18 protein-coding genes and 1 pseudogene are annotated in these 24164 nt (G+C 74.1%); 13 read left to right on the plus strand and 6 right to left on the minus strand.

Going from position 1 to position 24164, the window contains the following annotated elements; all coding sequences use genetic code 11:
* Window positions 1-5 precede the first annotated feature (5 nt).
* The 5 genes and pseudogenes from ABRQ22_RS01230 to aspA form a co-directional block, all read left to right on the plus strand.
* A complete protein-coding gene (locus ABRQ22_RS01230; protein ID WP_353708296.1) occupies window positions 6-1025 on the plus strand; it encodes a sugar ABC transporter permease in 1020 nt (339 codons plus the stop codon).
* A complete protein-coding gene (locus ABRQ22_RS01235) occupies window positions 1025-1918 on the plus strand; it encodes a carbohydrate ABC transporter permease (protein ID WP_253054128.1) in 894 nt (297 codons plus the stop codon). Before ABRQ22_RS01230 ends, ABRQ22_RS01235 begins: the two co-directional genes overlap by 1 nt.
* A 170-nt stretch (window positions 1919-2088) precedes the next feature.
* Window positions 2089-4548, plus strand: coding sequence for a glycoside hydrolase family 3 N-terminal domain-containing protein (locus ABRQ22_RS01240; RefSeq protein WP_353709477.1), 2460 nt, complete (start codon window positions 2089-2091; stop codon window positions 4546-4548).
* On the plus strand, window positions 4545-6122 hold the full coding sequence (locus ABRQ22_RS01245; RefSeq protein ID WP_353708297.1) for a family 43 glycosylhydrolase: 1578 nt from the start codon (window positions 4545-4547) through the stop codon (window positions 6120-6122). The genes ABRQ22_RS01240 and ABRQ22_RS01245 overlap by 4 nt, the downstream gene beginning before the upstream one ends.
* A 47-nt stretch (window positions 6123-6169) precedes the next feature.
* Window positions 6170-7573, plus strand: a pseudogene (gene aspA / locus ABRQ22_RS01250) (aspartate ammonia-lyase); the annotation flags it as partial.
* Between the two features lie 210 nt (window positions 7574-7783).
* On the opposite strand, the gene ABRQ22_RS01255 reads toward aspA, so the two are convergent.
* A complete protein-coding gene (locus tag ABRQ22_RS01255; RefSeq protein ID WP_253054122.1) occupies window positions 7784-8653 on the minus strand; it encodes an META domain-containing protein in 870 nt (289 codons plus the stop codon).
* A gap of 64 nt (window positions 8654-8717) precedes the next feature.
* On the minus strand, window positions 8718-9272 hold the full coding sequence (locus ABRQ22_RS01260; protein ID WP_253054120.1) for a TetR family transcriptional regulator: 555 nt from the start codon (window positions 9270-9272) through the stop codon (window positions 8718-8720).
* A 62-nt stretch (window positions 9273-9334) separates the two neighbouring features.
* Here ABRQ22_RS01260 and ABRQ22_RS01265 point away from each other — a divergent pair, with 62 nt between their 5' ends.
* A complete protein-coding gene (locus ABRQ22_RS01265) occupies window positions 9335-10243 on the plus strand; it encodes an alpha/beta hydrolase (RefSeq protein ID WP_353708298.1) in 909 nt (302 codons plus the stop codon).
* A gap of 91 nt (window positions 10244-10334) precedes the next feature.
* Here the strand turns inward: ABRQ22_RS01265 and ABRQ22_RS01270 are convergent, their stop codons facing one another.
* Window positions 10335-11591: an APC family permease gene (locus ABRQ22_RS01270; RefSeq protein WP_353708299.1), complete on the minus strand. Its 1257-nt coding sequence runs from the start codon at window positions 11589-11591 to the stop codon at window positions 10335-10337.
* A 179-nt stretch (window positions 11592-11770) separates the two neighbouring features.
* On the opposite strand from ABRQ22_RS01270, the gene ABRQ22_RS01275 reads away from it, so the two are divergent.
* Window positions 11771-13921, plus strand: coding sequence for a hypothetical protein (locus ABRQ22_RS01275; protein WP_353708300.1), 2151 nt, complete (start codon window positions 11771-11773; stop codon window positions 13919-13921).
* Here ABRQ22_RS01275 and ABRQ22_RS01280 read toward each other — a convergent pair.
* Window positions 13870-14166 carry a hypothetical protein gene (locus ABRQ22_RS01280; RefSeq protein WP_253054114.1) on the minus strand — a complete coding sequence of 99 codons (297 nt, stop codon included), beginning with the start codon at window positions 14164-14166 and terminating at the stop codon, window positions 13870-13872. The genes ABRQ22_RS01275 and ABRQ22_RS01280 overlap by 52 nt on opposite strands.
* 116 nt (window positions 14167-14282) lie before the next feature.
* Entirely contained in the window at window positions 14283-16202 is a 1920-nt protein-coding gene (locus tag ABRQ22_RS01285; RefSeq protein ID WP_353708301.1) for a glycoside hydrolase family 18 protein, read from the minus strand.
* A gap of 162 nt (window positions 16203-16364) precedes the next feature.
* Here ABRQ22_RS01285 and ABRQ22_RS01290 point away from each other — a divergent pair, with 162 nt between their 5' ends.
* From ABRQ22_RS01290 to ABRQ22_RS01315, 6 genes are all read left to right on the plus strand, one after another.
* Window positions 16365-17321, plus strand: coding sequence for a cold shock domain-containing protein (locus ABRQ22_RS01290; RefSeq protein ID WP_353708302.1), 957 nt, complete (start codon window positions 16365-16367; stop codon window positions 17319-17321).
* Between the two features lie 156 nt (window positions 17322-17477).
* Window positions 17478-18875, plus strand: coding sequence for an alanine--tRNA ligase-related protein (locus tag ABRQ22_RS01295; protein WP_353708303.1), 1398 nt, complete (start codon window positions 17478-17480; stop codon window positions 18873-18875).
* Between the two features lie 160 nt (window positions 18876-19035).
* Complete coding sequence (dnaK, locus tag ABRQ22_RS01300; RefSeq protein ID WP_237840560.1) at window positions 19036-20919, plus strand: molecular chaperone DnaK; 1884 nt, start codon at window positions 19036-19038, stop codon at window positions 20917-20919.
* On the plus strand, window positions 20916-21578 hold the full coding sequence (gene grpE / locus ABRQ22_RS01305; protein WP_353708304.1) for a nucleotide exchange factor GrpE: 663 nt from the start codon (window positions 20916-20918) through the stop codon (window positions 21576-21578). The genes dnaK and grpE overlap by 4 nt, the downstream gene beginning before the upstream one ends.
* Before the next feature lie 162 nt (window positions 21579-21740).
* The gene (locus tag ABRQ22_RS01310) at window positions 21741-22733 is read left to right on the plus strand and encodes a DnaJ C-terminal domain-containing protein (protein ID WP_253054106.1); all 993 of its coding nucleotides are present in this window, start codon (window positions 21741-21743) and stop codon (window positions 22731-22733) included.
* 9 nt (window positions 22734-22742) lie between these two features.
* The gene (locus ABRQ22_RS01315) at window positions 22743-23276 is read left to right on the plus strand and encodes a helix-turn-helix transcriptional regulator (protein WP_353708305.1); all 534 of its coding nucleotides are present in this window, start codon (window positions 22743-22745) and stop codon (window positions 23274-23276) included.
* Between the two features lie 22 nt (window positions 23277-23298).
* Here ABRQ22_RS01315 and ABRQ22_RS01320 read toward each other — a convergent pair whose 3' ends face one another.
* Window positions 23299-24027 carry an aminoglycoside phosphotransferase family protein gene (locus tag ABRQ22_RS01320; RefSeq protein WP_353708306.1) on the minus strand — a complete coding sequence of 243 codons (729 nt, stop codon included), beginning with the start codon at window positions 24025-24027 and terminating at the stop codon, window positions 23299-23301.
* Between the last annotated feature and the right edge of the window lie 137 nt (window positions 24028-24164).

Genomic DNA, 24164 nt, shown 5'->3' on the forward strand with positions numbered 1-24164 from the left:
CTTCCATGAACGTGTCCCAGGGCGAGATCTCGCCGAGCACGACGACGCCCGAGGACCGGGCCGGGGGCGGCGTCACGACGCCCCCGGCCGCCCCGGTCGCCGCGCGGCGCCCCCCGCGCGGCGGCCGTTGGGCCCAGCGAGCCGAGATCGCGGTGCTCGCCGGGCCCGCGCTCGTCGTCTTCCTGACCTTCGTCATCGTCCCCGTGGTGATGGCGGCGTACTACGGGTTCTTCAAGTGGAAGGGCTTCGGCCCGCCGACGGACTTCGTCGGGCTGGAGAACTACCTCATCATCTTCCGCGACCCCGAGTTCCTCGCGGCGCTGCGGCACAACGCGTTCATCGTCGTGATGTCGCTCGTGCTGCAGGGCCCGGTCGCCGTGGTCGTGGCGCTCATGCTCAACCGGCGCATCCGCGGCCGCTCGGTGATCCGGGTGCTCGTGTTCGTGCCGTACGTGGTGTCCGAGGTGATCGTGGGGACGGGCTTCAGCCTCATGCTCGCGACCACGGGCGCCGTGAACGACCTGCTCGACAAGATCGGTCTCGGGTTCCTCTCGGTCGACTGGCTCGCCGACCCCGACGTCGCGATCTGGACCCTCCTGCTCATCATCACGTGGAAGTACATCGGCTTCGCCGTGATCCTCTTCCTCGCGGGCCTGCAGGGCATCCCCGACGAGCTGGGCGAGGCCGCGGCGATCGACGGCGCGTCGTACTGGAAGACGCAGCGCTACGTCACCCTCCCGCTGCTCGGCCCGACCGTCCGCATCTGGGCGTTCCTGTCGATCATCGGCTCGCTCCAGCTCTTCGACCTCGTCTACATCATCTGGGGCCAGTACGTGGCCTCGACGGCGGGGACGTCGACCATGGCGACCTACATGGTGGCGAACGGCCGCAACGCGGGGAACTACGGGTTCGGCAGCGCGGTCGCCGTGGTGCTGTTCCTCATCTCCCTCGCGGTGGCGCTCGTCTACCAGCGGTACGTCCTGCGCCGTGACACCGCGGGCGCGATCACGGAAGGGAAGAAGTGATGGCCACCGTCACCGCCGCACCCGCGCCCGAGCGTGCCGCCGGCGTCCAGACCCCGAAGGAGCCGCGCGGCTCCGGCATCGGCCGGGGCGGCCCCCTGACCTACGTGGTGGCGTGGCTGCTCGTGGGCGTCTGCCTCGCCCCGATCGCGTACATCGTGGTGGGCGGGTTCCGCACGAACGCGCAGATCACGGCCGACCCGTCGGGCCTGCCCGACCCGTGGCAGATCGAGAACTACGTCGGGGTCCTGACGAGCTCGCTGTTCTGGCAGCAGCTCGGGAACTCGCTCGTGGCCGGGCTCCTCACGACCCTCGGGGTCGTCGTCCTCGGTCTCATGGCGAGCTACGTCATCGCGCGCTACTCGTTCGTGGGGCGCGGGGCGCTGTACGCGCTGTTCGCGGCGGGGCTCATGTTCCCCATGACCGTCGCGATCACCCCGCTGTACATCATGATCCGCTCGCTCGGCCTGATGAACTCCGTGGGCGGGCTCGTGCTCCCGCAGATCGCGTTCGCGCTCCCGACGACCGTCATCATCCTCGTCCCGTTCCTGCGCGCGATCCCGCGCGAGATCGAGGAGGCGGCGTCGATCGACGGGGCGAGCCGGCTGGGCTTCTTCTTCCGCATGGTCGTGCCGCTGTCGCTGCCGGGCGTCATCACCGTGGGGATCCTCGCGTTCGTCGCGAGCTGGAACAGCTACATGCTCCCGCTCTTCATCCTCAACGACGAGACGTCGTACACGCTCCCGCTGGGCGTGCAGGCGTTCGCGTCGCAGTACTCCGTGGACACCGCCCGTGTGCTCGCCTTCACCTCCCTGTCGATGATCCCCGCGCTCGTCTTCTTCTCGCTGTTCGAGCGGCGCATCGTCGGGGGCCTCACCGGCGCCGTGAAGGGCTGACCACCGCCCGTCCGCACCCCGCCCCGTCCCGCGCCGCGCGCGGGACGGGGCCACCACCGAAGGAGAACGGTCCCGTGACCGACGTCGTCCCTGCCGTCCCGACGGCACCCCTCGGCAGCCCGGACCCGGGCGCCGCCGCCGCGCCGACCCCACGCCCGGCACCCCCGCAGATGCCCACCGTCTCCGAGCGCGTGCGTGCGCTCCACGCGCGCATGACCCTCGACGAGAAGCTCGCCCAGCTCGTGGGCTACTGGCTCGACCAGAACGGCACCGTCGCCCCGATGCAGTCGGAGATGACGGCGGGCCAGGCGGACGGCGGCCGGCTCGCGGAGATCACGCGGCACGGCATGGGGCACTACACGCGCGTCTACGGCACGCGGCCCGTCGAGCCCGCGGAGCGCGCGGCGTGGCTGTGGGCGGAGCAGCGCCGCCTCAAGGAGGAGACCCGGCTGGGCATCCCCGCGATCGTGCACGAGGAGTGCCTCACGGGCCTCGCCGCGTGGCGGGCCGCGACGTACCCGACGCCCCTCGCGTGGGGAGCGTCGTTCGACCCGGTGCTGGTCGAGGAGATGGCGCGCGAGGTCGGGGAGTCGATGCGCGCGCTCGGCGTGCACCAGGGCCTCGCGCCCGTGCTCGACGTCGTGCGCGACCCGCGCTGGGGCCGCGTCGACGAGTGCGTGGGCGAGGACCCGTACCTCGTGGGCACCGTCGGCACGGCGTACGTGCGCGGCCTCCAGGACGCGGGCGTGCACGCGACGCTCAAGCACTTCGTCGGGTACTCGGGCTCGCGCGCCGGGCGCAACCACGCGCCGGTGAGCGCGGGACCGCGCGAGCTCGCCGACGTCTACCTCCCGCCGTTCGAGATGGCCGTGCGCGACGGCGGCGCCCGGTCGGTCATGGCGTCCTACGTCGACGTCGACGGCGTGCCGCTGCACGGCAGCTCGGAGTACCTCACCGAGATCCTGCGCGAGCGCTGGGGGTTCGACGGCGTCGTCGTCGCCGACTACTTCGGCGTCGCGTTCCTGGAGGTCATGCACCGCGTCGCGGCGGACCGCGGCGAGGCCGCCGCGCAGGCGCTCGAGGCGGGCCTCGACGTCGAGCTCCCCACGGGCGACGCCTACCTCGCCCCGCTCGCCGAGCGCGTGCGGTCCGGCGCGCTCGACGAGGCGTGGGTCGACCGCGCGGTGCTGCGTGTGCTCGACCAGAAGGAGGAGCTGGGTCTCCTGGACCCGGCCGCCTACGCCGACGAGCCGCCGACGACCGTCGACCTCGACACCCCGCGGCAGCGCGCGACCGCACGCCGCCTCGCGCAGGAGTCGCTCGTGCTGCTCGCGAACGACGGCGTGCTGCCGCTCGCGCGCCGCGACAGCGCTGACGGTGCGACGACCGCCCCGGGGCGCGTCGCCGTCGTCGGGCCGAACGCGGACTCGTCCGAGGCGCTCATGGGCTGCTACTCGTTCGTCAACCACGTGCTCGCGCACCACCCCGGCACCCCGGCGGGCATCGCGCTGCCGACGGTCCTGGAGTCGCTGCGCGACGCCCTCCCCGGCACCGACGTGACGCACGCCGTCGGCTGCACGGTGGACGGTCTCGACACCTCGGGGTTCGCGGAGGCGGTCGCCGTCGCGCGGGACGCGGACGTCGCGGTCGTCGTCGTGGGCGACGAGGCCGGACTGTTCGGGCGCGGCACGGTCGGCGAGGGCAACGACGTCGAGTCGCTCGAGCTCCCGGGCGTGCAGCGGCGGCTCGTCGAGGAGGTCGTCGCGACGGGCACCCCCGTCGTGCTCGTGCTGCTCACGGGCCGCCCGTACGCGATCGGCTGGGCGTTCGGGGACCACGCGGGGACGGACGGTGCGGCGTCCGGCCACCCGGCCGCCGTCGTGCAGGGCTTCTTCCCGGGCGAGGAGGGCGGCCGCGCGGTGGCCGACGTGCTCGTGGGCGCCGTGAACCCCTCGGGCCGCCTGCCCGTGTCGCTGCCGCGCGCGGGCGGCGCGGAGCCGTTCTCCTACCTGCACCCCGTGCTCGGCGGGCCGTCGGACGTGACGTCCGCGGACCCGACGCCCGTGCGGCCGTTCGGGTTCGGGCTGTCGTACACGCAGTTCGCGTACGCGGACCTGGCCGTCGACACGAGCGTCGCCGCGGGCGGGACGTTCGCGGCCTCGGTGACCGTGACGAACGCCGGTGCCGTCGCGGGGACGGACGTCGTGCAGCTCTACGCGCGCGACGTCGTCGGGTCGGTCCCGCGGCCCGTCGCGCAGCTCCTCGGGTACGCGCGCGTCGACCTCGCCGCGGGCGAGTCGCGCCGCGTGACGTTCCGCGTCCCGACGACGCGGCTCGCGTTCTCCGACCGCCGCCTCGTGCGCGTGGTCGAGCCGGGCGACGTCGAGGTGTGGGTCGGCGCGCACGCCGGCGCGGTCGACGCCGCCCCCGGCACCGGGGACCTCGGCTCGACGACCGGGGGCGCGATCGTCAACGAGTCCGCGCCGGCCGAGCGTCGGGTCGTGCCCGGCGCGGCGACGCCGCGCGCGACGCTCGCCGTGACCGGGACCGTGCACGAGGTCACGGCCGCGGACGGGCGGCTCGTCGCCGTCGAGGTCTCCGGACCGGTCGAGGCGGGGGAGGGCGCATGACGCGCGTCCCGAACCCGATCCTGCCCGGGTGCTTCCCCGACCCGTCGGTCTGCCGCGTCGGCGACGACTTCTACCTCGTCACGTCCACGTTCGAGTACCTGCCCGGCCTGCCGGTGCTGCGCAGCCGCGACCTCGCGACGTGGGAGCACGTGGGGGACGTCGTCGACCGGTCGGGTCAGCTCGACTACGACGGCATCCGGTCGTCGGGCGGCCTGTTCGCCCCGACACTGCGTCACCACGACGGCACGTTCTGGCTCGTGTGCACGCTCGTGGACCCGGACGACGACTCCCGCGGCGGCAACTTCGTCATGACGGCGACCGACCCGGCCGGGCCGTGGTCCGACCCGGTGTGGCTGCGCGACGAGGACGGCGAGCGGGTCGCGGGGATCGACCCGTCGATCTTCTTCGACGACGACGGCCGCGTCTGGCTGCACGGCACGCGGCTCGCGCCCGAGCCGGAGTGGTTCCACCAGACCGAGGTCTGGGTGCGCGAGCTCGACCCCGCGACGTGCACGCTCGTGGGTCCCGAGCACGTCGTGTGGACGGGGGCCGTGCGCGGCGCCGTGTGGGCCGAGGGCCCGCACCTGTACAAGGTCGACGGCACGTACTACCTGCTCGCGGCCGAGGGCGGGACGGACTTCCACCACGCGGTGTCCGTCGCGCGTGCGTCGTCGGTCACGGGGCCGTACGAGGGGAACAAGGCCAACCCCGTGCTCACGCACCGCCACCTCGGGCGCGGGGTGGACGTCGTCGGCGTGGGCCACGCCGACCTCGTCGAGGCGCCCGACGGCTCGTGGTGGGCCGTGCTGCTCGCCATGCGCGTCGACGGCGGCTACCACTACCCGCTCGGCCGCGAGACGTTCCTCGTCCCCGTCGTGTGGGAGGACGGCTGGCCCGTCCTCGCGCCCGGCGAGGGCCGCGTGCCCGACGCCGTCGAGGTCCCGTTCGCGAGCCCGGCGCCCCGGACGGCGGTCCAGGGCGGGGCGAGCGGCGTCGTCCGCCCCGACGACCCGCGCTGGACGGCGGTGCGCGCCCTGCCGCGCGACGTCGCGACCCCGGCGGGCGAGGGCTGGGACCTCCCCGTGCGCCCGACGACGCTCGCCGAGCCGGGCGCGCCCGCGTTCCTCGGGGTGCGCCAGCAGCACCGCGACGTCGACGTGACGGTCACCGTGCAGGTCCCGGCCGTGGCGGGGGAGCGCGCGGGCGTCGTCGTGCGCCAGTCCGAGGACGACCACGTGCGGCTCCTCGTCGACGGCGGCCCGGGGGACGAGCGGCGCGTCGTCGCGGTGCACCGGCGCGGCGGCGCGGACGCGGTGGTCGGGGAGACGACGGTGGCCGCCGCCCCCGGGGAGCCGGTCGTCGTCGGGCTGCGCGTGCGCGGGCAGGACTACGGGCTCGTCGTCGGCCCGGCGGGTGCGCCCGAGCCGCTCGCGACCGTGGACGGCCGCACCCTCGACAGCGCCGCGACCGGAGGGTTCCTCGGGCTGTGGCTGGGCGTGCACGCGACGAGCGAGGGACGGCCCTCGACGTCCGTCGTCCGGGTCGAGCGGTTCGTCTACGCACCGGTCGGCTGAGGGGTCCGCTCCGCGCGCGGCGTCCCGGCGGGCGATACCGTCGGGGCATGTCGAGCGCACGGACACGGGTCGAGGAGGACCTGCTGGGACCTCTCGAGGTCCCGGCGGACGCGTACTACGGGGTCCACACCGTCCGGGCCGTGGAGAACTTCCGCATCTCGGGGACGACGGTCAGCGACGTCCCCGAGATGGTCCGCGGCATGGTGATGGTCAAGAAGGCGTCGGCGCTCGCGAACCGCGAGCTGCGCACGATCCAGCGCGACGTCGCTGACGCGATCGTCGCCGCGTGCGACGCGATCCTCGACGAGGGGCGGTGCCTCGACCAGTTCCCGGTGGACGTGTTCCAGGGCGGCGCGGGCACGAGCGTCAACATGAACACCAACGAGGTCGTGGCCAACCTCGCGCTCGAGCTCTCCGGGTTCGAGAAGGGCCGCTACGACGTCATCAACCCGAACGACCACGTGAACCGCTCGCAGTCGACCAACGACGCATACCCCACGGGTTTCCGCCTCGCCGTGCACCAGCTGGTCCGGCGGCTGCAGGACGAGGTGCTGCTGCTCGAGCGCGCGTTCGACGAGAAGGCGTCCGAGTTCGCCGACGTCCTCAAGATGGGCCGCACGCAGCTCCAGGACGCGGTGCCCATGAGCCTCGGCCAGGAGTTCGCGGGGTTCGCCGTGAACGTGGGCGAGGAGGTCCGGCGTCTCGAGGTCGCCGGCGAGCTGCTGCTCGAGGTCAACCTCGGCGCGACCGCGATCGGGACCGGGCTCAACACCCCGCCCGGATACCCCAAGGTCGCGACGCGCCGCCTCGCCGAGGTGAGCGGGCTGCCCACGGTGCCGGCCGAGAACCTCGTGGAGGCGACGTACGACAACGGCGCCTACCTCGCCGTGCACTCCGCGCTCAAGCGGCTCGCGGCCAAGCTCTCGAAGATCTGCAACGACCTCCGCCTGCTGTCGTCCGGGCCGCGCGCCGGCCTCGGGGAGATCAACCTGCCCGAGCTCCAGGCCGGGTCGTCGATCATGCCCGCCAAGGTGAACCCGGTGATCCCCGAGGTCGTCAACCAGGTGTGCTTCAAGGTCATGGGCAACGACGTGACGATCACGCACGCGGCCGAGGCCGGACAGCTCCAGCTCAACGTCATGGAGCCCGGGCTCGCGCAGTCGATGTTCGAGTCGCTGCACCTGCTGACCAACGCGTGCGTCGCGCTGCGCACCAAGTGCGTCACGGGCATCACCGCGAACGTCGAGGTGTGCCGTCGCCACGTGCTGGACTCGATCGGGATCGTCACCTACCTCAACGAGATCATCGGGCACCGCAACGGCGACCTCGTGGGTGCCGAGGCCGCCCGGACCGGCGCCTCGGTCCGCGACGTCGTCGTGGCGCGCGGCCTGCTCACGCCGGAGGAGGTGGACGCGGTGCTCACGACCGAGAACTTCCTCCGCCCGCGCTACACCGGCCGCTACTACGCCCCCGACGAGCGCGGCCTGCCGGCCGTGGGCGAGGAGGGCGAGTCGTCGCGCGTCGTGGAATCGGACGACGCACTGGGCGCCCCGTCCGACCCGGAACCCGAAGACTGACGCCGAGGTCGACCCGTCTGGCGCCAGGTCGACCTCCTGAGGGTCGATCTCGGACGCTCGGGTCGATCTCGGGGCGGAGCGGCCTCATCCCCGGACGAGACGGGCGATCTCCGCGCCGTCCGGGCCGACGAGCACCAGCCGGCCGCCGTCCAGGCCGGCACGGGCGGACGCGGCGACGTAGCCCGGGACGCTCTCGCCCTCGCACCACATCAGGGTCTGGAGACCGGAGGTGGCGAGCAGCCGACCGCCGTCGTCCAGGGCCCACGCGCCCCCGCTGCCGTTGCACCCGTCGGAGCCCGACCACGTCCCGTCCTCGTGGAAGACGACGTGGGGGTCGGTGGCGGCGCGTGCGACCGGCTCCCAGCGCCCGACGACGTCCCGGACGGAGGCGGGTGCGAGGCCGTCGGGCAGCGGTGCGGGCGGCTCGAACGCCGCGCGCACGTCGTCGGTCACGTCCGGCGCCTGCGCGAGCTGCTCCGCGGCGTCGGGGATCGGCGCCGGGGCGCCGTCGACCCGCAGGCCGGCGACGACGTCGCCGTCCGCGTCGAGGAGCCGCCAGCCCTCGCCGTCGGGCTCGTACGCGACCACCGAGCGGAGCCACGGCGCCTCGGGGATCCCGGCCGTGCCGCACGCCCCGGCGGCGGCGTACGGGTCGGAGGCGACGAAGGTCCGGCCGGCCGCGTCCCAGCCGCCCTCCACGTACGCACCGCAGTCGCCCCACAGCGTGTACCGCCCGGCATCGAGCCGCAGCCACGTGTCGGGGCCCTCGCCGTCCGCCCCCGAGACCCGCCACATCCCGACGAGCGCGACCGGGTCCGAACCGACCTCGCCGTCACCCGGGCTGCCGACGGTCCCGTCGTCGGGGACGGTGCAGGCCGCGGCGAGGACGGACACCAGGAACGTCAGGACGACGGCGCGCGGCACCCGTGGGCGCCCGGGCTCGTGTCCGTCCATGCCCCGATCCTGTCTCCGGCGCCGGGTTTCTTGCAGCCGGTGCGGCATCCCCGGACCGACGCCGTCACGACGCCGCGAGCGCGCGCACCGTGCGCTCGATCGCGGGGCGCAGGTCGAGGCCGGGGTCGACGGTGAGGCGGTGCAGGAGCAGCCCGTCGCCGAGGGCCATGAGCGCCCGGGTCGCCGGGACGGGGTCGGCGATGCCGACGGCGGCCACGATCCGCTCGGTCCACCGCTCGAACGTGCGGCGCTGGCGTCGGAGGGGCTCACCGAGCTCGGGGTCGTCGGCGAGCTCGAGGAAGAGGGCGTAGCGCGCCCGGGTGCGCGACGCGAACGGACCGGACTGTGCCTCGGTCATGGCGCACAGACCGTCGACCAGGTCGTCGACGCTCGTGATCTGCGGCATCGCGGTCACGTCGAGGTCGGCGCGCTCCTGCTCGGCGATCCGGTCGACCACGCCGGCGAGGAGCGCGCGCCGGGTGCGGAACCAGTTCGACGTCGACCCGGGCGGGAGACCGGCCCGCTGGTCGACCCGCGCGTGGCTCAGCGCGCGCACGCCGTCCGCACCGAGCACCTCCACGGCCGCGTCGAGCGCTCGTTCCCGGGTGGCTGCGGCCATGGACTCCCTCTCTCGACCGATCTACTATGAACATAGTAGTCGCTCGCCCGAAGGAGCTCGCCATGACTACGCCTCAGCCCCGCACCACCCGCCCCGCCGACGCCCGGGCATGGTCCCCGCCGCTCCCGGAGGCGCCGGGCTTCGACCACCTCGTCGTGGAGACGCCCGGCCTGCGCACCCACGTCGCGACCGTCGGTACCGGCGACCCGGTCGTGCTGCTGCACGGCTTCCCCGAGCACTGGTGGCAGTGGCGCGACGTCGCGCCCGTCCTCGCCGCCGCGGGCTACCGCGTCCTGTGTCCCGACCTGCGCGGCGCGGGCTGGACCACGGCCGACGACGCGCACGTCGAGCGCGAGACCCGGCTCCGCGACCTGCTCGCCCTCCTCGACGCGCTCGACGTCGACCGAGCCCACCTCGTCTCGCACGACATGGGCGCGATCACGGCGATGCAGCTCTGCTACGAGCACCCCGACCGGGTCCGCGCGGCCGTCGAGCTCTCGGTGCCACCGGGCTTCATGCGTCCCAGCCCTCGACTGCTTCCCGGGTTCCGGCACCTGCCCGCCCTGGTCTGGCACCGTCGGGGCGCGTCGCTGCGGGGGATCTTCTCCAGCACGTACGTCGCCCACCCGTTGTCGGAGGACGACATCGACGCCCACCTCGCCCCGATGGGTCGGACGGAGGTCGACGCCGCCGTGCGTCCGCTCGTGCGGCACATGGTGCTGCCCGAGGCCACGCGCATGATGCGGGGCGTCTACCGTCGCCGTCGGCTCACGGTGCCGACCCTCTTCGTCTTCGGCCGCCGCGACCGGCCGTGGACCGAGGAGCTCATGGGACAGGTCTGCCGCGCGCCGGAGCGGCACGCGGACCGGGCCGAGCTCGCGTACGTCGACGACGCCGCGCACTTCATCACCGACGACGCGCCCGCCGCCGTGGCCGCCCTCTCGCGCGACTGGTTCGACCGCGCGGCGTGACGTCTACGCCGTCGGTGTCGCCAGATCGACCTGTGCGTCCGAGATCGACCCTCGGGAGGTCGATCTCGCGACGGGCGGGCCGATCTCGCGGTCATGAGCGGACGCGTACCGCGCGGAGGGTGATGCCTGTCGCCAGCACCAGCGCTCCCGCGGCGACGCTCGCGAGGGGGAGCGTGGCGACCAGCGCGACGCAGCCGAGCGCGCCGAGCACCTGGAGCGCGCGCGGGTACAGCCGGTGCGGGGCGGTCTGGCGCAGCGCCGAGAGGTTCGCCACGAGGTAGTAGACGAGCACCCCGAACGACGAGAACCCGATCGCGCCCCGCAGGTCCGTCGTCAGCACGAGCACCACGACGACCGCTCCGACCGCGAGCTCGGCCCGGTGCGGCACCCGGTGCACGGGGTGCACGGCCGCGAACCACCCGGGCAGGTCGCCCGTGCGCGCCATCGCGAGGCCCGTGCGGCTCACGCCGGCGAGCAGGGCGAGGAGGGCGCCGGCGCTCGCGGCGACGGCGCCGACGCTCACGAACGGGCCGGCCCACGTCCACGACCCGGCGGCGACCGCGTCGGCGAGCGGCGCCGCGGAGGCCGCGAGCCCGTCCGGGCCGAGCACCGCGAGCAGGACCACCGCGACGACCGCGTAGAGCACGACGACGGCCCCGAGCGACACGAGGACCGCGCGCGGGATCGTGCGGCGCGGGTCGCGCACCTCCTCGCCGAGGGTCGCGACGCGCGCGTACCCCGCGAACGCGAAGAACAGCAGGCCCGCGGACTGGAGAACGCCGTACCAGCCACCGTGCGCGCCGTCGGGGTCGAGCACGGCCGACCAGCGCGGCGCGGTGCCCGCGAGGCTCGCGACGACGGCCGTCGCGATCGCGAGGAGCGCCACCGCGACGATCGCCCGGGCGAGGCGCGCCGTCCGCGTCACGCCCCGGTAGCCCACGGCCGTGAGCAGCACGACGGCCGCGGCGGCCACGGGCCGCTCCCACCCGGGAGGGGCCGCGTAGGCGGCGAGCACGAGCGCCATGGCCGCGCAGCTCGCCGTCTTCCCGACGACGAACCCCCACCCGGCGAGGTAGCCCCACCACGGGCCGAGGTGCTCGCGCCCGTACACGTACGTGCCGCCCGAGGTGGGGTGCTGCGCCGCGAGCTGCGCGGACGACGTCGCGTTCGCGTACGCGACGACCGCCGCCAGCGCCAGCCCGACGAGCAGCCCCGTCCCCGCTGCGGCGGCCGCGGGGGCGAACGCGGAGAACACGCCCGCCCCCACCATGGACGCGAGCCCGACGACGACGGCGTCCGTCGTGCCGAGGCGGCGTGCGAGCGAGGGCTGGCCCGGTGCGGTGGTCACCCGGACAGCGTGCCAGGGCAAGGTGTCCGGCAGGTGTCGACGCTCGTCCCGGGGAGTGGTCGGGACGGGCGCCGGCGAGCGGGTACAGTTCCCGCCGGTGTCCCGTTCCCGGTCGTCGTCGACCGGCCCCGTCGCACGGGGAGACGGGCTGTCGCTACGGCGAGGACGGCGGTGCAGGGGTGGTCGCAGGGCGGGTGCGTCGCGCGCGGTGGACGGCGCGCGCGGGGTCGGGGGTCGCGCTCGTGTGCGCGGTCCTCCTCGGCGTTCCGACGGTCGCGACCGCGGACCCGGGCGACGGGCTGTCGGAGACGTCCCGCACGCGGTACGAGGTCGACGGGTCGGGCCCGGTCCGCGTGACGGTCACGACGACGATCCGCAACGAGCAGCCCGCCAGCGGGATGTACGTCTACTACTGGGACGCGTACGGGATCCCCGTGCCGGCGAGCGCGACCGACGTCACCGCCACGAGCGGCGGGACCACGCTCCCGGTCACCATCGAGCCGACCGAGGACCCGTCGACCCGCATCGCCGGTGTGTCGTTCTCCCCGCTGAACTACGGTCGCGAGCGGACCGTCGAGTGGTCCTACACGATCCCGGGCGAGCCGATCCGCTCCGAGGGGTACACGCGCGTCGGGCCCGGCTACGCGACGTTCGCCGTGAACGCGGCCGGCGACCCGGGGCAGGTCACGGTCGAGATCGCCACGCCCACGTCGATGGACTTCGACAGCACGTGGGACGGGTTCACGCCGATCCTCGACGGGGAGACCCGCACCCACCGCGCGACCGAGAGCACGGACGACTACGGCACCTGGGCCTTCGTCTCGCTGCGCGACCCCGAGCAGGCCGACGAGACGAGCGTCGACATCGGCGGGAACGAGCTCGTGCTGGAGAGCTTCCCGGGCGACACCGAGTGGAGCGGCTTCGTCGAGGAGCAGGTGGTGGCCGGCATGCCCGTGCTGGAGCGCGCGGTGGGCATGCCGTGGCCGGGCAGCCTGGAGCGCATCCGCGAGGACGTGTCGCCCGGGGTGCTCGGGTACGCGTGGTTCGACTCGGGCTCCTGGGAGATCGTCATCCCCGAGGACCTGGACGCGGGGCTCCTGTTCCACGAGCTCTCCCACGCGTGGCTCGCGGGGGACCGGTTCGCGGACCGGTGGGTGTACGAGGGCCTGGCCGAGGTCGTCGGGCAGCGCGTCGCCGCCGAGACCGGCGGCCCCGCGGAGCCGCGCCCCGCGCCCGCGCGCGACGCGGCGGACGCCCTGCCGCTCGCCGCGTGGCAGGAGGTCGACCTCGACGACGGCGGGGGCGCCGCCGAGGAGTACGCCTACGCCGCCGCGTGGACCGCGATGTCGGAGCTCGTCGGCGGTCTGGACGAGGACGCCCTCGGCGGGCTCGTCGCGGCGGCGTACGCAGGCGAGAGCGCCTACGACGAGCCCGGCGCCCTCGACCACCCGGGCGTGACCGACGGCCGTCGTCTCCTCGACCTCGTCGAGGTGCGCGGCGGGGTGACGGGCGCCGAGGCGACGTACCGGACGTGGGTCGCCGACGACGCCGAGGCCGCCCTGCTCGACGCGCGGGCCCCCGCCCGCGAGGCGTACGCCGTCCTCGACGAGGCGGACGGCGCGTGGTCGCCGCCCTCCGGCCTGCGCGCGGCGATGACCGACTGGGCCTTCGACGACGCCGAGGCGGCTCGCGCCGCGATCGGCACCGACGCGGCGGCGGCCGCCGGGCAGGTGCAGGAGGCCGCCCGCGCCGCGGGCCTGCCCGACCCGGCCGCCGTGCGCGAGCAGTACGAGGGCGCGGCGTCCGCCGAGGAGTACGCGGTGCTCGCGACCGTGCTGCCGCGCACGGTCGAGGTCGTGGGGTCCGTCGGCGACGCGGTCGCCGCCGCCTCGGGCGGTGGCCCGCTCGCGGACCTCGGGCGCCTGCTCCTGGACGTCGACGGCTCCGTCGCCGACGCCCGCGCCGCCCTCGACGCCGGTCGGCTGGACGACGCCGCGACCGCGGCCGACGACGCGTCGTCCCGGGCGGCCGCCGCGCCCTGGCTCGGGACCGGCAGCGTGCTCCTCGTCCTCGTGGCGCTCGCCGGCGTGGTCGTCCTGCTCGTCCGGCGCCGCGCGCGACGTCGCACCCAGCCCGAGGGCGTGCCCGCCGTCGACGGCGCCCGGCCGGACGACGGGACGCCCGCCGCTGACGCGACGCCCGTCGCCGACGTGACGCCTGCCGAGGGCGCGCCGACCGGGGGCGACGAGCCGACGTCGGGCGAGGAGGGGTCGCCGGGTCAGCGGCCGAGCGCGCCGTCGGAGCGCGCGACGAGCGTGCCGTCCACGTAGGCCAGGACGGGCTGGGGGCGGAACCCCGCGAAGAGCACCTCGCGGTGCTTCTCGATGTGCACGTGGTGGCGTTCGTGCGTGCCGACCCAGAACTCGTAGACCTTGACGCGCGAGACGGAGAACATCCGCACCTGGTCCACGACGCTCCATCCGTCGACCGTGATCGTCAGGCGACCCCAGAACTGGTCCCACGAGAAGACGACGAGATGGCGCTCGTGCTGTCCGACGGCGAACGTCATCTGCATGCCTGGATGCTAGCGACTCGCCGCATCGTGCCGGTGACGGGCCGAGGCGTGAGAAGTGGCCCCCCGGGTCGCGCTCCGAGGGGCCACGTCTCACGTCTCGTCCGAGGACGGCGCGGCTACGGCATGCTCGCCAGGTGGGCGTCCACCGAGGTCGCGAAGGCGTACCCGTTGCTCGCGTCCCAGTTGATCGACCAGGTCATCGCCCCACGGATGTCCGGCCAGCGCGCGGGCGGCACGAAGCTCCCGCAGCGGGTGCCCGCGGCGAGGCAGCTCAGCGCGTCGTTCACGACCGACGGGTTCACGTACCCGCCGCCCGCCGCCTGGGTGGTGGCCGGCAGGCCGAGCGCGACCTGGTCGGGCCGCAGCGCGCTCTGGAGCTGGATGCACGACAGCGCGGTGAGGAAGTTCACCGTGCCCTGCCCGTACGCCTGCATCTGGTCGCAGCCGAGCATGGTGCCCGAGTTGTAGTACTGCGTGTGGACGATCGTGAGGATGTCCTTGATGTCGAGCGCGAGCCGGAAGTAGGAGCTGCCCGTCGACTGCATGTCGATGGTCTGCGGCGCCATCGTGATGATGAGGTCCGGCCCGACGGCCGCCCGGACCTGGCGCAGCGCCTGCCCCATGTACGTCGGGTTGACCCCGTTCTCGAGGTCGATGTCGACGCCGTCGAACCCGTAGGCGTCGATGAGCCCGATCACGCTGGTCGCGAAGGCCGACGCCGCGGCCGCGCTGCCGACCGACACCGTGCCCTTCTCGCCGCCCACGGACAGGATCACGTGCTGGCCGCGGGAGTGCAGCGTCGCGACGTCGGCCTTGAGCTGGTCGTTCGTGTAGCCGCCCAGCGCGGCGGACAGGCCGGGGTCGACGCCGAACGTGACGGCGCCGGGCGTGCTCGGGACGGCGTCCGCGAACGCGACCGCGACGAGGTCGTAGGACGTCGGGACCGCCGACAGCCGCAGCGGCGTGGCCCCGTTGACGAAGTTCTGCCAGTAGCCCGTGAGCAGGTGCTTCGGCAGGGCGCTGGTCTGGCAGCCGCTCGTCGAGCCCGTCACGGTGGCGGCCGGGGACTCGCCCGTCGCGTTGTAGGCGCGCACCGTGTAGGTGTGGCTCGAGCAGGCCGCGAGGCCGGTCAGCGTCGCGCTCGTCCCGGTGACGGTCGCCCGCAGGGCCGTCCCCTCGTAGACGCGGTACCCCGTGACGCTCCCGGTCGAGGCCGTCCAGGCGAGGCCGAGCGAGGTGTCGGCGGTCGTCGCGACGCGCAGCCCGGTGGGCGCGCCGGGGACGCCGGTCCCGCACCCGGCGGTCGTGACCGTGACGCTCCCGGAGCGGGGCGACTCGCCCGCCGTGTTGTAGGCCGCCACCGAGTACGTGTGCGGGGTGCACGCGGCGAGCCCGGACACGGTGGCCGACGTGCCCGTGGCCGTCGCCACGACCGTGCTGCCCTCGTAGACGCGGTAGCCCGTCACGGTGCCGGACGACGCGCCCCACGAGAGGGCGGCCGACGTCGAGGTGACCGTCCCGGCGACGGGGGTGCCCGGCGTGCCCGGGACGACGGGCGGCGGGCCGCCCGCGCCCTGGAGCGAGACGTCGTCCGCCTGGTAGGCGCCCGTGCCGTACCAGCCGTGCAGGTAGACCTGCGTCGTGCTGCCCGCGGCGGTGAACGTGACCGTGAGGCGGGTCCAGTCGGTCGCGCTCGGGGTCCAGGTCGAGGTGCCGCCCTCGACTCCGAGGTAGACGTAGCTGCCGCGCACCCAGGCGGAGAGGGTGTACTGCGTGCCGGCGACGGTCGGGACGGACTGCGTGCAGCGCGCGTTGTCGAGGCCCGAGGGGGTCCCCTGCAGCGCCTTGGTCCCCGTGCGCACGGGGGTGGAGACGACGGCCCCGGACGAACCCGAGCAGGTCCAGGGGCTGAGCGTGCCCGACTCGAAGCCCCCGTTGACCAGCACCTCCTCGGCGGAGGCGGGGGCGGCGGTCAGGGCGAGGCTGGTGACGAGGGCCACGGCCAGTGCCGCGGCGGCGGTGCGAAGTCTGTTCATGTCTGCTCCGTTGCAGGTCGAATCAAACTCTCAGGGAACTTAACGATGCACTCCTTATGAACCCGCACCGGGCAGCGGTTCGTCAAGGGCGGCGCGCGGTGGGGCGCCGAGACCTGGGGGACAATGGGTGACAGCACTACCTGCCAAGACGAGGAGTACTCCGTGCCCCAGGGAACTGTCCGATGGTTCGACGCCGACCGAGGGTTCGGCTTCATCGACCTCGGGAACGAGGCGGAGGACCTGTTCGTCCACGCGTCCGAGATCGTCGGCGACGACGGACCGAAGCAGCTCCGCGAGGGGCAGGCCGTCGAGTTCGAGGTGGGCGAGGGCGACCGCGGCCCGCAGGCGCGCCGCGTCCGCGTCACGGGTGACCGGGCCGCCGACGCGCCCCTGGGCGTGCTCGGCACCGTCGCGTGGTACGAGCCGAGCAAGGGATACGGCTTCGTGACGCCCGACGGCGGCAGCGCCGAGGTCTTCCTGCACAGCTCCGCGATCGTCGGGGGCGGCGTGGTCTCGGAGGGGCAGCGGGTCGCGTTCCTCGTCGTCGAGGGGGAGAAGGGTCCGCAGGCCGACCACCTGCTGCCGCTCGGGGCGGAGGCCGCGCGTCCGGCGTCCGACGGTGCGGACGGCACGGTGTCCTGGTACGACGACGTCAAGGGCTTCGGCTTCGTCGTCCCCGACGGCGGTGGCGACGACGTCTTCGTCCACGTCAGCGCGCTCGGCCACGGCCTGTCCGAGCTCGCCGAGGGCGCGCGCGTGACGTACGACGTCGTCGCGGGGGACAAGGGGCCCAACGCCCGCAACGTGCAGCTCGTGCGCGGCTCCGGCGGCGCGCGCCCGTCCGCCGACCGCGGTCGCCCCGATCGGTCGGGGCGCTCGGACCGCTCCGGTCGTCCGGGCGGGTCCGGCAGGCCGGTGCGCGGGGGCGAGGGCACCGTCGCGCGCTACGACGCGGACCGTGGCTTCGGGTTCATCACGCCCGACGCCGGGGGCGAGGACCTGTTCGTGCACGTGTCGGTCGTCCGGGGCGACGAGGTCCTGGAGGAGGGCGACCGCGTCCGGTTCGCGGTGCGCCAGAGCGACCGGGGCCCGCAGGCCGACCGCGTCGAGCTGCTGTGAGCGCGGGTGGGGTCGGTGCCCGGCGCGCCGACCCCACCCCGTCCGGCAGCCGACGTCGGGCCTGAGCGGCCCGAGCGGCCTCGCCGCGCGAGAGCCGTCGCCGGTCGTCGACGATATGCCCTGGAAGACCGCGGGCGCCGTCCCTAGGGTCGTCGGATGAACGCCCAGGAGATCCGCGCGGCCTATCTCGAGTTCTTCGCCTCCCGGGGGCACGCCGTGATCGAGCGAGCGCCCCTGGTGCTCCGCGACGACCCGACGACGCTGTTCACGGGCGCCGGGATGCAGCCGCTGATGCCCTACCTGCTGGGCGTGCGGGAGCACGACGCGGGGCGTCTCCTGGTCGACTCGCAGCCGTGCGTGCGGGCGCAGGACATCGACGAGGTCGGGGACCGGCGGCACACGACCTTCTTCGAGATGCTGGGCAACTGGAGCCTGGGGTCTGCCGACGTGGAGCAGCAGATCCGGTGGTTCGCCGACTTCCTCGCGCAGGTCGGCGTCGACCTCGAGCGGCTGTACGTCACGTGCTTCCGAGGGTCGCCCGAGCACGGGATCCCGCGTGACGACGCGGCGGCTCGCGCCTGGGTCACGGTGTTCGCCGAGCACGGGATCGAGGCGCCGCTCGTGGACGTGGGTTCCCGCGCGGACGGCGACCGCGACGGGACGCGCGGCGGTCGCGTCTTCTTCTACGACGCCGAGGAGAACTGGTGGAGCCGGGGAGGCGGCTTGGAGGGCACGCCGGTGGGAGACCCGTGCGGGCCCGACTCGGAGGTCTTCTACGACCTCGGCCCCGAGCACCACGACCCGGCGGCCGGTGAGCCCCATCCCGCGAGCGACGGGGGCCGGTTCGTCGAGATCGGCAACCAGGTGTTCATGCGCTACCGCCGGACCACCGAGGGCTTCGTCCCCCTCGACGACCCGAGCATCGACTTCGGGGGCGGGCTCGAGCGCATCGCCGCGGCCGCCCTGGCGACCGCCGACGTGTTCGACGTGAGCCTCCTGCGCCCGCTGGTGGACCGGCTCGAGTCGCTCAGCGGTCGCGCGTACGAGGACGACCCGCGCCCGTTCCGCGTGATCGCCGACCACGTCCGGGCCGCGACGTTCCTCGCCGCCGACGGGGTGCGCCCGAGCAACAAGGCGCACGGGTACGTCCTGCGGCGGCTCGTCCGCCGGGCGGTCGTGCACGCCCTCCACCTCGGCCTGGACGAGCGGTTCGCCGACGACCTGGTCGCCGTCGTGGCCGAGACGTACGGCGACGGCTACCCGGGCCTGGTCGCGCAGCGCGAGGAGCTGAGCACGGTCCTGCGCGACGAGGAGTCGCGCTTCCGTCGCACGGTGCACCGCGGGCTCCGGGAGCTCGAGAAGCTCGGGGGCGCGACGGTCACCGGGGACGACCTGTTCGTGCTGGCGGACACCTGGGGCTTCCCCGTCGAGCTGTCGGTCGACGAGGTCCGGCGCCGCGACATGGCCCTCGCCCCGGACTGGCGGGAGGGCTACGCGCTGCAGCGGGAGCGCCAGCGGGCGCGCTCGCGGGCGGCCGCGACGAGCGGGGAATAGTTCGCCCTGGGTGAAGGTTGAGCCTGATGGACTCAAGTTCTGGTGGTCGGGCTTGCGCGCGAGCGCACCCGGTGCCTACCTTGAGTGAAGCAGACTCAACCCGGTGTGCCCGGGCGCGCGTGCGCCGTCGGGCACCCCATCCACAACGGAGGCAGCACACATGGCACGAGCAGTCGGGATCGACCTCGGCACCACCAACTCGGTGGTCGCCGTCCTCGAGGGCGGAGAGCCCACCGTCATCGCGAACGCCGAGGGGTCGCGCACGACGCCGTCGGTGGTCGCCTTCTCCAAGACCGGCGAGGTCCTCGTCGGCGAGGTCGCCAAGCGTCAGGCGGTCACGAACGTCGACCGCACCATCAGCTCGGTGAAGCGCCACATGGGCACCGACTGGTCGGTGGAGATCGACGACAAGAAGTACACCGCACAGGAGATCTCCGCGCGCATCCTGGGCAAGCTCAAGCGCGACGCCGAGGAGTACCTGGGCGAGCCCGTCACGGACGCGGTCGTCACCGTCCCGGCGTACTTCAACGACGCCGAGCGCCAGGCGACCAAGGACGCCGGGCAGATCGCAGGCCTCAACGTGACCCGCATCGTCAACGAGCCCACCGCGGCCGCGCTCGCGTACGGCCTGGAGAAGGGCAAGGAGGACGAGCTCATCCTCGTCTTCGACCTGGGCGGCGGCACGTTCGACGTCTCGCTCCTCGAGGTCGGCAAGGACGAGGACGACTTCTCCACGATTCAGGTCCGCGCGACCTCGGGCGACAACCGCCTGGGTGGCGACGACTGGGACAACCGCATCGTCGAGCACCTCATCAAGCAGGTGAAGAACAGCTCGGGCGTCGACCTGTCGAAGGACAAGATCGCGCTCCAGCGTCTGCGCGAGGCCGCCGAGCAGGCGAAGAAGGAGCTCTCGTCCGCGACGAGCACCACCATCTCGATGCAGTACCTCTCGATGAGCGAGAACGGCCCCATCCACCTGGACGAGAAGCTCACGCGCGCCCAGTTCCAGCAGATGACGCAGGACCTCCTCGACCGGACGAAGGCCCCGTTCCACAAGGTCATCTCCGACGCGGGCGTCTCCGTCTCCGACATCGACCACGTCGTGCTCGTGGGTGGCTCCACCCGCATGCCCGCCGTGACCGACGTCGTCAAGGAGCTCACGGGCGGCAAGGAGCCGAACAAGGGCGTCAACCCGGACGAGGTCGTCGCCGTCGGCGCGGCCCTGCAGGCCGGCGTCATCTCCGGTGACCGCAAGGACGTCCTGCTCATCGACGTCACCCCGCTGTCCCTCGGCATCGAGACCAAGGGCGGCGTGATGACCAAGCTCATCGAGCGCAACACGGCCATCCCGACCAAGCGCAGCGAGATCTTCTCGACGGCCGAGGACAACCAGCCGTCGGTGCTCATCCAGGTGTTCCAGGGCGAGCGCGAGTTCGCGCGCGACAACAAGCCGCTCGGCACGTTCGAGCTGACCGGCATCGCGCCGGCCCCGCGCGGCGTGCCGCAGATCGAGGTCACCTTCGACATCGACGCGAACGGCATCGTCCACGTCGGCGCCAAGGACCGCGGCACCGGCAAGGAGCAGAAGATGACCATCACGGGCGGCTCGGCGCTGCCCAAGGAGGACATCGACCGCATGGTCAAGGAGGCCGAGGAGCACGCGGCCGAGGACAAGAAGCGTCGCGAGGAGGCGGAGACCCGCAACCAGGCGGAGGCGTTCGTCTACTCGACCGAGAAGCTCGTCTCCGAGAACAAGGAGAAGCTCCCGGCCGACGTCGTCACCGAGGTCGAGGCCGACATCGCGTCGGTGAAGTCCGCGCTCGAGGGCGAGGACGCCGACGCCGTGAAGACCGCGCACGAGAAGCTCGTCGCGTCCTCGCAGAAGATCGGCCAGGCGCTCTACGCCTCGGCCGAGCAGGAGCAGGCCGCCGGCAACCCCGGCGCCGCGCAGGACGACGCCACCGCGGCCGCGGGTGCGACGTCCGCTCCGGACGAGGACGTCGTCGACGCCGAGATCGTGGACGACGAGGACGACAAGAAGTGACGTCCCCCGAGGACCGGGGCCCCGAGGAGCAGGCCGGGCGCGAGCCCGGTCAGGGCCCCGAGGACAAGCCGTTCCAGTTCACCGACAAGCGCAAGGTCGACCCGGAGACCGGCCGCCCGCGCGAGGGCGCGGGCGCCGGCTCCGCCGGTGGCTCGGCCGGGGACGACGCGGAGACGGACCCGCTCGCGGGCCTCGACTTCGAGCCGTCCGACGAGGCCGAGGTCGACGCGGCCGTCCTGGCCGCCAAGGCCGAGGCCGCGGAGCACCTCGACGCGCTCCAGCGCGAGCGGGCGAGCTTCACGAACTACCGCAACCGGTCGCTGCGCGACCAGGAGGCCGCGCGCACGAAGGGGATCGAGGACGTGCTCACCGCCCTCCTCCCGGTCCTCGACGACATCGACCGCGCGCGGCAGCACGGCGAGCTGACGGGGCCGTTCGCGGCCATCTCCGACAAGCTCGACGCGTCGCTCGAGAAGTTCGGGATCGAGCGCTACGGCGCGGTCGGGGACGAGTTCGACCCCACCGTCCACGAGGCGCTCATGCACCAGCCCGACCCCGAGGCCACCGCCACCACGGTGAACCTCGTCATCGAGCCGGGCTACCGGATCGGGGACCGTGTCGTGCGCGCCGCGCGCGTCTCGGTCGTCGGCCCCCAGTAGGCGGGACCACCGGCGTCCCCCCCGCGTGCCCGACGGCGCGGGCGCACCTCCCGCGCGGAGGTGCGCTCCGCCGTCGGGCACGCGAGGATCACGAGCAGCAGCATCGACAGCAGGCACGACACGAAGGACCAGGACCACGACCACCGACAGGAGGGAGGCGCCGTGACCGGACAGGACTGGATGGAGAAGGACTTCTACGCCGCGCTCGGCGTCCCCAAGGACGCCGACGACGCCACGATCAAGAAGGCCTACCGCAAGCTCGCGCGCAAGTACCACCCCGACCAGAACCAGGGTGACGCGGGCGCCGAGGCGAAGTTCAAGGAGATCGGCGAGGCGTACGCCGTGCTGTCGGACGCCAAGGAGCGCGAGCAGTACGACGCGATCCGGGCGATGGCCGGCGGCGGTGCCCGCTTCTCCGCGGGCCCCGGCGGCGCCGGGGGCGCGGGGTTCGAGGACGTGTTCGGCGGCATGTTCGGCGGCGGCGGCCCGGGCGGCACCCGGGTCCGCTACTCGACCGGCGGCCAGGGCGCGGGCGGCTTCGAGGACATCCTCGGCTCGATGTTCGGCGGCGCGGGAGCGCAGCAGTTCGGTGGCGGACCGCGCCCGCGGGCCGGGGCGGACGTGGCCGCGGCCACGACCCTCCCGTTCCGCCAGGCGGTCGAGGGGTCCACCGTCACCTTCACGGTCGACGGCCGCAACGTCACCACCCGCATCCCGCCGGGCGTGCGCGACGGCCAGAAGATCCGGCTGCGCGGCAAGGGCCGCCCCGGCATGGCCGGCGGTCCCGACGGCGACCTCGTCGTCACCGTGCACGTCACCCCGCACCCGGTGTTCTCGCTCGACGGGAACAACCTGCGGGCGACCGTCCCGGTGACGTTCGCCGAGGCCGCGCTCGGGGCGACGATCAGCGTGCCCACGCTCGACGGCGCGTCGGTCAAGGTCAAGGTCCCGGCCGGGACGCCGTCCGGTCGCACGCTGCGCGTCAAGGGCCGCGGCGTGAAGACGGCGAAGGCGACCGGCGACCTGCTCGTCACCGTGCAGGTCGCGGTGCCGCAGAAGCTCTCGAAGGCGGCGCGCGAGGCGGTCGAGACGTTCGCGGCCGAGACGGACGGCCAGGACGTGCGGGCCGACCTGGTCCGCCAGGCCGCGGAGTAGGGGGCCGTGATGGCCCACCGGAAGACTCAGAGCTTCTCGGTCGGCGAGGACTCACCACGGGGCGTCGGACGGGCTCCGGCGAGCGACGTCGACCAGGACGCGCCCGTCCTCGTCATCTCCCAGGCCGCGACGCTCGCGGGGATGCACCCGCAGACGCTGCGCCAGTACGACCGCCTCGGTCTCGTCGTGCCGCGCCGGACCGCGGGCCGCGGCCGGCGCTACTCGCTGCGCGACGTCGCGAAGCTGCTCGAGGTGCAGCGGCTCAGCCACGACGAGGGCATCAACCTCGCGGGCATCCAGCGCATCCTCGCGCTCGAGTCGCAGGTCGAGCGGCTGGAGCGCCGCATCGAGGCGCTCTCCGCGCGGGTCGAGCCCGGCGGCCGGGTGTTCGCGGCGGCGGCGAGCGGCGACGTCGTCGTGGTGCCGCGCGGGCGCAGCGTGCGCCGCGGGGTCGAGGAGGCGCTGCGCGAGACGCTCGTCGAGCACGGCGAGGCACGCGCGCTCGTCATCTGGCGGCCCCGGCCCGACGACGCGCGATCCTGACCTCGACCGTTCCGCCCAGGTGTCAGCTCCGGCGCGCCTCGCGCGCGACGAGCGCCGCGGCGGCCGGGACGAGCGCGGCCTCCGAGGGGTCGAGGCCGGGGTCCGCGGCGCGGGTCCGCGCGGCGGCGTCGAGGTGCCGCAGGAGCGCCGGGTCGGCCAGGTGGAGGAACGCGTCCAGCAGGACCCGTGCGCCGGGCGCGAGCTCGTCGTCCTCGTCGGCAGCGACCTCCGCGAGGACGACGGCGGTCACGGCGAGGTCGAGTCCGGGCGGTCCGAGCCGGGCGTTCGTCCAGTGCAGGACGGCGGGGCCGTCGGCGGTGAGCACGACGTGCGCCGGGTGCAGGTCGAGGTGCACGACGCACGACCGCCCGGCGGCGGGCTCGTCGAGGGCCGCGGGCGACGGCGCGGTGAGCGCGGCGTACGCGGGTCCGCCCCGCGCCGGGGGCGGGACGGCGTGCAGCGCGTCGTGCAGCGCGACGAGGGTCCGGGCCGCCGCGGCGAGCGACGCCCGGCCGCCGAGGATCGACTGCAGGAGCGTCGGGCCCCGCAGGAGCTCCATGGTGAGGTCGCCGTCCGACGCGGCGTCGACGCGCGGGGCCGGGAAGCCCGCGGCGCGCACGTGCCGCATCACCTCCGCGGTGCCGACCGAGTCGGCCCCCGAGCGCGAGCGTCGCAGGACGCGGTCGGCGCCGACCGCGTACAGGTCGGCGTCGGCGCCCGAGAACAGCGGCGCGCCGAGCGAGGGGGCCATGAGAACGACGCTACGCCTCTCCTGCCCTCCTGACGAGGGCCGCGGCATCAGCCCTGGTCAGGCATTTCCGCAAGAATGCCGTGCGCTAATTCATGGATATTTCTGCATTTCTTAGCAAGGCCTTCCTTGCTATACAC

The organism is Cellulosimicrobium sp. ES-005 (assembly GCF_040448685.1).
GTDB classification, from domain to species: Bacteria; Actinomycetota; Actinomycetes; order Actinomycetales; family Cellulomonadaceae; genus Cellulosimicrobium; species Cellulosimicrobium cellulans_G.

Coding starts and splice junctions, on each gene's coding strand:
- ABRQ22_RS01235 (WP_253054128.1), top strand. CDS start 1,025: ATGGCCACCGTCACCGCCGCACCCGCGCCCGAGCGTGCCGCCGGCGTC.
- ABRQ22_RS01240 (WP_353709477.1), top strand. CDS start 2,089: ATGCCCACCGTCTCCGAGCGCGTGCGTGCGCTCCACGCGCGCATGACC.
- ABRQ22_RS01230 (WP_353708296.1), top strand. CDS start 6: ATGAACGTGTCCCAGGGCGAGATCTCGCCGAGCACGACGACGCCCGAG.
- ABRQ22_RS01245 (WP_353708297.1), top strand. CDS start 4,545: ATGACGCGCGTCCCGAACCCGATCCTGCCCGGGTGCTTCCCCGACCCG.
- ABRQ22_RS01315 (WP_353708305.1), top strand. CDS start 22,743: ATGGCCCACCGGAAGACTCAGAGCTTCTCGGTCGGCGAGGACTCACCA.
- ABRQ22_RS01255 (WP_253054122.1), bottom strand. CDS start 8,653: ATGGACGGACACGAGCCCGGGCGCCCACGGGTGCCGCGCGCCGTCGTC.
- ABRQ22_RS01260 (WP_253054120.1), bottom strand. CDS start 9,272: ATGGCCGCAGCCACCCGGGAACGAGCGCTCGACGCGGCCGTGGAGGTG.
- ABRQ22_RS01320 (WP_353708306.1), bottom strand. CDS start 24,027: ATGGCCCCCTCGCTCGGCGCGCCGCTGTTCTCGGGCGCCGACGCCGAC.
- ABRQ22_RS01265 (WP_353708298.1), top strand. CDS start 9,335: ATGACTACGCCTCAGCCCCGCACCACCCGCCCCGCCGACGCCCGGGCA.
- ABRQ22_RS01280 (WP_253054114.1), bottom strand. CDS start 14,166: ATGCAGATGACGTTCGCCGTCGGACAGCACGAGCGCCATCTCGTCGTC.
- ABRQ22_RS01295 (WP_353708303.1), top strand. CDS start 17,478: ATGAACGCCCAGGAGATCCGCGCGGCCTATCTCGAGTTCTTCGCCTCC.
- dnaK (WP_237840560.1), top strand. CDS start 19,036: ATGGCACGAGCAGTCGGGATCGACCTCGGCACCACCAACTCGGTGGTC.
- ABRQ22_RS01285 (WP_353708301.1), bottom strand. CDS start 16,202: ATGAACAGACTTCGCACCGCCGCCGCGGCACTGGCCGTGGCCCTCGTC.